Raw genomic sequence first — 7,857 nt, 5'->3', positions numbered from 1 at the left:
TGCCTGATGATGCTGCGCGACCACCATGGCTCGCTTTCGGGCATGGATGCGGTGGTGATTGGCCGGTCGAACATCGTGGGCAAGCCGATGGGGCAATTGCTGCTGGGCGATAGTTGCACCGTGACCATCGCCCATTCGCGCACCAGGGACCTGCCGGATGTGGTGCGGCGCGCCGATATCGTCGTGGCGGCTGTCGGACGGCCCGAGATGGTGCCGGGCGACTGGATCAAGGAAGGCGCGACCGTGATCGACGTAGGCATCAACCGGATCGAGCGCGACGGCAAGAACAAGCTGGTCGGCGATGTCGACTATGCCAGCGCGGCTGAGCGTGCGGGGGCGATCACCCCGGTTCCGGGCGGCGTGGGTCCGATGACCATCGCCTGCCTGCTGGCCAACACACTCACTGCATGCTGTCGCGCTAACAAACTCCCAGAATTTGAAGGCCTAACTGCGTGAGCCTCGCTGCTGGCGCTTCAACCGGCAGAATGTCTGCCTGCGCCAGCGCGCAACAATATTGGTATAATGCGGGCCGTGCCGCGCGCATGGTGATCGTGTCCATTGGTCATTCGGCGTCGAATGCTGCGCGCGTCCGCGCGTTGTTAGCCCGCGCGGCACAAACCGGCATGGCGTTGGATCAGCAATTCTGGGGCAAGGATATGTCGCAGGATAAGTGCCGAACTCAGGTCAAGCAATTGAACGCGGCGGTGGATGTATATGCTGTCTTGTTGCTGCCTGACGCGCCTACACATATTGATATTCTCAACCTGCGAAGTGAATTGCAGGGACACAAAGATCTCAGTCGACCTGGCGCATGGCATCATCCCGGACCAGTTCGCCCGGGCGAAGTTGATTGCGTTTTATACAGCGCGATTGTGGCCCATCAGGCTCATGGTATTGCAATGGGCAAGCGGATGCTCAAATCGCAAGATAGCCAATTCCGGAAAAAGCTATGAGGCAACCAAGCCATTGAGAGATTGACATTTTCTCTCTCAGGATCGCCCAGGCCAGGACAACCGTCAATAACCCGAAGATCGAGGCCGCGACGGATGCGTATTGGGCATTGGGCAACCCCCCGGCAGATACGACGCACAAAAGCGCCACCGCGTCGAGCGTGCCCATCAGGCACAATAGGGGCAGGGCCCGCGTGCCCGGCCAAAGCGACTTGCGGGATGCAAGGGCAATTGCGGCCAGGACCGGGATGGCGGTCAAGCGTCCAATCAGCGAAACGGTGAACTCATTGCCAAGTTCGGCTGCATATTGTCCCAAAGCGAATGTCGCAGCAAACCCAATTGCAGCAAGAATTGAAAAGGCAATTGTCGGCCTGGCTGCAGGATATTCTGCTCCGTCACCCTTGGATCGTGCTGAGACAATGGACACGCCGAAACCAATGGCGATGATTGCCAGCCAATGCCATATGCTGACTTCGGAACCGCGCCATATTGCAAGGGTGACTGACAAAACGGGATAGCTGGCGACAAGCGGGGCGACCAGACGTACAGGCCCGCGCTGAAACGCAGCATACATGCTGAGGCCAGCCAGCAGGTAAAAGCCGCCCGACGCAACTGCATAGGACACTGCCTCGACGGGCATGGGGGCAAACCCGGACCAGATCGCCACAAGTCCGAACTGAAGCACAGCCCCGGCAACCAGCACGGCCATCAACGCGGCGATGACGCTCACGGACTGGCTGACATATCGCACGGCAAGATCGTGAAAGCCCCAACATAATGCGGCCAGCAGACCCAATACAAGGGCGCTCATCCGGTCACCTCATGTATCTGGTCATGCCCACACATTGCGTGCCCATCTTGCGATATCAACCGCGCCAACATGTCACTGGTGATAAACTTATTTTCCTGTTATGCAATATTTATTGACGGCTACAACTCGGGAAAGAGACGTATGTCATCTGCATTGGATCAAATCGGCGGTGAAGATCGACTTCGGGCTCTGGTCGAACGGTTCTACGACCGCATGGAGACCGATCCGGCCGTACATTCATTGCACAGGTTGCATTTTCGCGGACACGGGTTGTCTCATACGAGACAGGCACAGTTTGAATTTCTGAGCGGGTTCCTTGGCGGTCGGGCCTATTATCGTGAGCGATTTGGTCATATGGACCTGCGTGAAATTCATGCGCATGTGCCGATACGCGAGGCCGATGCCGAGCTTTGGCTGGATACGTTTGACGCCGCGTTGGCGGATTGCGGAATGGACGGTCCGGTGGTGGACAAAATGCGCAAAACTCTGCGCCGTGCCGCGTTGATGCTGGTCAACAATGTCCCAGACTGGAGAGTCGAAGCCGACAGCGGAAAGAACCTTGAGGTTCATGGCTGATCAGATCTGTCGCAATCTGGCATAGAGGCTGGATGTGATCTTGAATTGTTCCGCAGCAATATTGTCGCTATCAGAGATCATCGTCTGCACCGCGTCTGCGGACCCAAGCCAATTCACAGCGCATTGATGATTTGCCGGATCGGTCATCCACGATTGGATCGTGCCCTGAACAAGTTCTGGGTGAAACTGCACGCCCCAGGCGCTATCTGAGACCCGCAAAGCCTGTACAGCGCAAGCATCAGATTGCGCCAGAACCGATGAGTTGGGCGGTAGGTCAATGGCCTCAACCCCATGCCATTGTAGCACCCGGAATTGATCGGGCAGGGGCTCGAACAGCGGATCACTGCGCGTGTTGTCAGTCAAATTGATAAAAAGCACACCGATCTCAGGCTTCTGCATAGGTACACATTTCCCTCCTAACGCATCAACCAGAAGTTGGTGGCCTAGACATATCCCAAAGTACGGTCGCTTGAGGTCTTGAATCCAGGTCCTGATCGCTTGTTTTTCGGGCACGAGCCACGGGTGCGCCTCGGTTTCCCAGACGTCCATCGGGCCGCCCAGAACCAGAAGCAAATCAAAATCGTCGAGTTGCGGGATTGGTTGGCCATCATACAGATGCACGACTTTGGCCGTATCACCGCATGATGAAATGTGCTCCAGAAACGCTCCGGGGTTTTCGCCCGACGAATGCTGGAAAATCAGGACATTCATTAGGCACGGGCCTCCATCCGAGCGTCTGTATCGGGGCGGCAGCGGTCTGCAGCCCCAAAGTTTCTTAGATATCGAGCGTGTGGTCCTTTTCCCAGCGTGAGAAATGGCTGACGAACGAGTTCCACTCCTGATGCTTCATCTTCAGAAACGCGCTTGAGAATTCCTGACCCATCATGGCTTTCAACTCGGTATCATTGTCGTATTCGCGCAACCCGTCGAGCATGTTCAGCGGTAGTTTGGGGGCGTCGGTGACGGTGTGGCCTTCGGCATACATGTCAATGTCCCAGCGACGTCCCGGATCGGCTTTGGAGCGGATGCCGGACAGACCCGCGGCGATGATAACCGCCTGCAGCAGATAGGGGTTCGTGGCCCCGTCGGCCAGGCGCAGTTCGAACCGGCCCGGGCCGGGCACCCGGACCATGTGGGTGCGGTTGTTGCCGGTCCAGGTCACGGTATTGGGGGCCCAGGTCGCACCCGACATGGTACGCGGTGCGTTGATGCGTTTGTAGCTGTTCACCGTCGGGTTGGTGATCGCTGCCAGCGCACTGGCATGTTTCATGATCCCGCCCAGGAAATACTTGCCCTGTTCGCCAAGTCCCACCTCGCCGGTCGGACCGTCGCCTTCGCCGGCGAAGACGTTGGTTTTGGCGTCCGCTCCGGGTGCATCCCAGACCGAGATATGAGCATGGCAGCCATTACCGGTCAGCCCTTCGACAGGCTTGGGCATGAAGGTGGCGCGGAACCCGTGCTTCTCGGCCACAGATTTGGTCATGAACTTGAAGAACGAATGCTTGTCGGCGGTGCGCAGAACATCGTCAAATTCCCAGTTCATCTCGAACTGGCCGTTGGCGTCCTCGTGGTCGTTCTGGTATGGCCCCCAGCCGAGATCGAGCATGTAATCGCAGATCTCGCGCACCACGTCATAGCGGCGCATCACCGCCTGCTGGTCATAGCAGGGCTTTTCGGCGGTATCGAACGGATCGCTGATCTGCTCACCATCTGGGGTCAGCAGGAAGAATTCAGCCTCGATGCCGGTTTTGACATGCATCCCCATCTCGGCGGCCTCGCCGATCAGACGGCGCAGCACGTTGCGCGGGGCTTGGGCGACATCTTTGCCTTCCATCACGCAGTTGCCTGCAACCCAGGCGACCTCAGGCTTCCATGGTAGCTGAATCACCGATGACGGGTCCGGTACCGCCAGCATGTCAGGATGCGCGGGGGTCATATCCAGCCAGGTGGCGAACCCGGCAAAACCTGCGCCGTCTTCCTGCATCTCGGCAATCGCCTGCGCGGGCACCAGCTTGGCCCGCTGCCCACCGAACAGGTCGGTGAACGAGATCATGAAGTATTTGACGCCTTTTTCTTTTGCGAAAGCTGCGAGATCTGTCGTCACGATGGCTTTCCTTTCCCTGTTGAATTTTTAATTTCCAAAGCAAAAACGCGGCCCCCGTTAAGGAGCCGCGCAATATCAGTTCAGAACCCTTCCTTGCCCGGGTACCAGCTTGTCCCGGCCAACGGGACACGCGCCATTGCGGCGGCCTCCATCGTCAGAGCACACAAATCCTCGGGTTCGAGATTGTGGAGGTGATTGTGACCGCAGGCCCGCGCAATGGTTTGCGCCTCAAGCGTCATCACCTTGAGATAGTTGCGCAGACGGCGTCCGGCCTCGACCGGATTCAGACGGGCCGCCAAGTCGGGATCCTGCGTGGTGATACCCGCGGGGTCCTGGCCCTCGTGCCAGTCGTCATAGGCCCCGGTGGTGGTGCCCAGCTTTTGGTATTCGGATTCCCATTTCGGGTCGTTGTCGCCAAGCGCCACGAGCGCGGCGGTGCCAATGGCCACCGCGTCGGCGCCAAGGGCCATTGCCTTTGCTACATCGGCCCCGGTGCGAATGCCGCCCGAGATTACCAGTTGCACTTCGCGATGCACGCCCAAGTCCTGCAGCGCTTGCACGGCAGGGCGAATGCAGGACAGCGTCGGCAGACCCACATGCTCGATGAACACGTCCTGCGTCGCGGCAGTGCCACCCTGCATACCGTCCATCACCACCACATCGGCCCCGGCCTTTACCGCCAGCGCGGTGTCATAATAGGGGCGGGTCGCGCCAACCTTGACATAGATGGGCACCTGCCAGCCGGTAATCTCGCGCAGTTCGAGGATCTTGATTTCCAGATCATCCGGGCCGGTCCAGTCGGGATGGCGACAGGCCGAGCGCTGGTCGATGCCTTTGGGTAGGGTTCGCATTTCCGCGACGCGGTCGCTGATCTTTTGACCCAGCAACATGCCGCCACCGCCGGGTTTTGCGCCCTGACCAACAACGACCTCAATTGCGTCGGCCTTGCGCAGATCATCGGGATTCATCCCATAGCGCGAGGGCAGATACTGATAGACCAGTTTACTGGAATGGCCGCGTTCCTCGGGCGTCATGCCGCCGTCGCCGGTGGTGGTCGACGTGCCCGCCGCTGATGCGCCGCGGCCCAGGGCTTCTTTCGCAGGGCCGGACAGGGCGCCAAAGCTCATACCCGCAATGGTGATCGGAATGTCCAGTTCAATCGGCTTTTTTGCAAAGCGCGTGCCCAACGTTACCGAGGTGTCGCAGCGCTCGCGGTAACCTTCGAGCGGATAGCGACTGATGCTGGCGCCCAGAAACAACAGATCATCGAAATGCGGTACCTTGCGTTTGGCTCCTCCGCCGCGGATATCATAAATTCCCGTGGCCGCAGCGCGGCGGATTTCCGCATTGATCGGATTGGTGAATGTCGCCGACTGAATCGGCAGGGTGCGGGGGATCTGATCGTCCATGTCTTTCATACCCTTCTTCCTCAGTAAGCAGCGGCGTTGTCGACGTCGAAGTTATAAAGCTGACGGGCGGAACCGTAGCGTTTGAATTCTTCGGGGCTGGCATCCGCGCCCGCGCGGTCCAGCAGGTCCTTCAGGATATCCAGATGCTCGGGGCGCATCTCTTTCTCGATGCAATCGGCGCCCAGGCTCTTGACCGAGCCGCGCACGAACAGCTGCGCCTCGTAAAGCGAATCCCCCAGTGCATCGCCTGCATCACCGCAGACCACAAGATTACCGGCCTGCGCCATGAAGGCCGACATATGACCGATATTACCATGCACCACGATGTCGATTCCTTTCATCGAAATGCCGCAGCGCGAACTTGCGTTGCCCTTGATGACCAGCAAACCGCCGTGGCCGGTGGCGCCAGCATATTGGCTGGCGTCGCCTTCGACAACGACCTGACCGGACATCATGTTCTCGGCCACGCCAGGCCCAACCGAGCCTTCGACCTTGACCGTCGCCTGTTGGTTCATTCCTGCGCAGTAATAGCCAGTTGAGCCCTTGACCGTCACTTCGATAGGCGCATCCAGCCCGACGGCAATCGCGTGGCTGCCTTTGGGGTTCACGACTTCCCAATGGGTCTGGTTGGTCTCGGTGGATTGCGACTGCAAGGTGGCGTTCAACCCACGAAGGCCGTCTGCTTCAAGATCATAGGTTTGCATGTTATGCGGCCTTTTCGTTGGTCGAGGGGCTGTCATTGTGGGACCAGAAGTAAACCGTCGCTGGCTCCGGCTCCCAGACGCGGGCCTCTTCGATACCCGGCAGGTTCACCAGCGCCCGGTATTCGCTGCCAAAGGCCACGTATTGATCGGTTTCGGCCATCACCGCAGGCTTACAGGCGATCGGATCGCGGACCACGCCGAACCCATCCTTGGTGCCGACGACAAAGGTGAAGAAGCCATCCAGATCCTCAAGGCTGCTTTCCAGCGCCTCACCCAAGGTGGCCCCGTTCATCATCTTCCAGGTCAGATAGGCGGCTCCAACCTCGGTATCATTCTCAGTTTGGATCACTACACCTTCACGGCGCAGTTTGCGGCGCAATGAATTGTGGTTCGACAGCGAGCCGTTATGAACCAGACACTGATCTGGCCCAGTGTTGAACGGGTGCGCGCCCATCGTCGTCACGGCAGACTCTGTAGCCATGCGCGTGTGACCAATACCATGCGTGCCGCTCATACTGCTGATGTCAAAGCGCGCGGCCACGTCTTTGGGGAGGCCTACTTCCTTGTAGATCTCCAGCATCTCACCTCGGCTCATGATCCGGACTGAAGGTCGGATTTCTGCCAACGCGACCCGTGCCGCTTCAAACTGCCCGGCCGGAACGTCCAGCACAGTGTGCGTGTCATTATCAGTCTGGCTTACCACCACGCCCAAGTGCTGCCCCAGCTCTTCGGCTAGACCGGCAAAGTCGTCCTTGGGATTGGGCGACTGCAGTGTCACCTTGGTCTTACCACCTGATTCCTCGCCATAAATCGCTATCCCCGCGCTGTCGGGGCCGCGATCCGTCATCGTGATCAGCATGTCTGTCAGCATATTGCCCAGTTGGGGCGCAAGAGACTGGTCTTTGAGGAATAACCCAACAATTCCGCACATGGCTGGCAGATCTCCTTGTGTGTTTCGCTATGATTCTACGGTACCAACAATTCAAACGGACATCAATAATCATAGGAAATAAATTTTCCTGAGAGGCAATGGGCAAGAATTTAGATTTATGCCCATTGCCAGCTTTCAAAGCCGGATCAGTATCGTTCCAGCTGTGCTTTCACTTTTTCTTCGTCGCCAGTGTGGCGGGCCTTCTCGAGGTGTTCACCTTCTCGGATAAATTGGATGCGATGCCAGCCGATCCAGAATACGACGCCCACAATGACCATCAGAACTTCGTAACCTTGGAAGGGATAGATTGGTCCGACTTCGGCCAGATCCACGGCCCAGTTTGTATATCCATTTGTAGACATATCTTTCTCC

At 58.2% G+C, this 7,857-nt stretch carries 9 protein-coding genes and 1 pseudogene; 3 read left to right on the top strand and 7 right to left on the bottom strand.

Annotated elements, in window-relative coordinates; genetic code table 11:
* Positions 1-456 (top strand): annotated as a pseudogene (locus ACR0K1_RS24220) (bifunctional methylenetetrahydrofolate dehydrogenase/methenyltetrahydrofolate cyclohydrolase); the annotation flags it as partial.
* Positions 457-485: 29 nt separating this feature from the next.
* A complete protein-coding gene (locus tag ACR0K1_RS24215; RefSeq protein ID WP_170694323.1) occupies positions 486-953 on the top strand; it encodes a hypothetical protein in 468 nt (155 codons plus the stop codon).
* Here the strand turns inward: ACR0K1_RS24215 and ACR0K1_RS24210 are convergent.
* On the bottom strand, positions 916-1,761 hold the full coding sequence (locus ACR0K1_RS24210) for an EamA family transporter (protein WP_480852138.1): 846 nt from the start codon (positions 1,759-1,761) through the stop codon (positions 916-918). The genes ACR0K1_RS24215 and ACR0K1_RS24210 overlap by 38 nt on opposite strands.
* Before the next feature lie 141 nt (positions 1,762-1,902).
* Here ACR0K1_RS24210 and ACR0K1_RS24205 point away from each other — a divergent pair, with 141 nt between their 5' ends.
* Complete coding sequence (locus ACR0K1_RS24205; RefSeq protein WP_170712948.1) at positions 1,903-2,337, top strand: group II truncated hemoglobin; 435 nt, start codon at positions 1,903-1,905, stop codon at positions 2,335-2,337.
* Here ACR0K1_RS24205 and ACR0K1_RS24200 read toward each other — a convergent pair whose 3' ends face one another.
* From ACR0K1_RS24200 to ACR0K1_RS24175, 6 genes are all read right to left on the bottom strand, one after another.
* Positions 2,338-3,048, bottom strand: coding sequence for a type 1 glutamine amidotransferase (locus ACR0K1_RS24200; protein WP_480617400.1), 711 nt, complete (start codon positions 3,046-3,048; stop codon positions 2,338-2,340).
* Between the two features lie 64 nt (positions 3,049-3,112).
* The gene (glnT, locus tag ACR0K1_RS24195; RefSeq protein WP_170694319.1) at positions 3,113-4,441 is read right to left on the bottom strand and encodes a type III glutamate--ammonia ligase; all 1,329 of its coding nucleotides are present in this window, start codon (positions 4,439-4,441) and stop codon (positions 3,113-3,115) included.
* Positions 4,442-4,521: 80 nt separating this feature from the next.
* On the bottom strand, positions 4,522-5,850 hold the full coding sequence (locus ACR0K1_RS24190; RefSeq protein ID WP_170694336.1) for an FMN-binding glutamate synthase family protein: 1,329 nt from the start codon (positions 5,848-5,850) through the stop codon (positions 4,522-4,524).
* A gap of 20 nt (positions 5,851-5,870) precedes the next feature.
* Positions 5,871-6,554 (bottom strand): GltB/FmdC/FwdC-like GXGXG domain-containing protein, encoded by a 684-nt coding sequence (locus tag ACR0K1_RS24185; RefSeq protein ID WP_170694318.1) that lies wholly within the window; start codon positions 6,552-6,554, stop codon positions 5,871-5,873.
* Position 6,555: 1 nt separating this feature from the next.
* Positions 6,556-7,485, bottom strand: coding sequence for a class II glutamine amidotransferase (locus ACR0K1_RS24180; protein WP_170694317.1), 930 nt, complete (start codon positions 7,483-7,485; stop codon positions 6,556-6,558).
* A 146-nt stretch (positions 7,486-7,631) separates the two neighbouring features.
* Positions 7,632-7,847 carry a hypothetical protein gene (locus tag ACR0K1_RS24175; RefSeq protein ID WP_170694316.1) on the bottom strand — a complete coding sequence of 72 codons (216 nt, stop codon included), beginning with the start codon at positions 7,845-7,847 and terminating at the stop codon, positions 7,632-7,634.
* Positions 7,848-7,857: the final 10 nt, after the last annotated feature.

It is taken from the genome of Ruegeria sp. F5 (genome assembly GCF_056533845.1).
Note: the sequence above shows the minus strand (reverse complement) of the source record. Positions and strands in the feature narration are given on the sequence as shown.

What these genes read in the sequence shown, in the direction of transcription:
- ACR0K1_RS24215 (WP_170694323.1), top strand. Translation starts at nt 486, where the DNA reads ATGTCTGCCTGCGCCAGCGCGCAACAATATTGGTATAATGCGGGCCGT.
- ACR0K1_RS24210 (WP_480852138.1), bottom strand. Translation starts at nt 1,761, where the DNA reads ATGAGCGCCCTTGTATTGGGTCTGCTGGCCGCATTATGTTGGGGCTTT.
- ACR0K1_RS24205 (WP_170712948.1), top strand. Translation starts at nt 1,903, where the DNA reads ATGTCATCTGCATTGGATCAAATCGGCGGTGAAGATCGACTTCGGGCT.
- ACR0K1_RS24200 (WP_480617400.1), bottom strand. Translation starts at nt 3,048, where the DNA reads ATGAATGTCCTGATTTTCCAGCATTCGTCGGGCGAAAACCCCGGAGCG.
- ACR0K1_RS24190 (WP_170694336.1), bottom strand. Translation starts at nt 5,850, where the DNA reads ATGGACGATCAGATCCCCCGCACCCTGCCGATTCAGTCGGCGACATTC.
- ACR0K1_RS24185 (WP_170694318.1), bottom strand. Translation starts at nt 6,554, where the DNA reads ATGCAAACCTATGATCTTGAAGCAGACGGCCTTCGTGGGTTGAACGCC.
- ACR0K1_RS24180 (WP_170694317.1), bottom strand. Translation starts at nt 7,485, where the DNA reads ATGTGCGGAATTGTTGGGTTATTCCTCAAAGACCAGTCTCTTGCGCCC.
- ACR0K1_RS24175 (WP_170694316.1), bottom strand. Translation starts at nt 7,847, where the DNA reads ATGTCTACAAATGGATATACAAACTGGGCCGTGGATCTGGCCGAAGTC.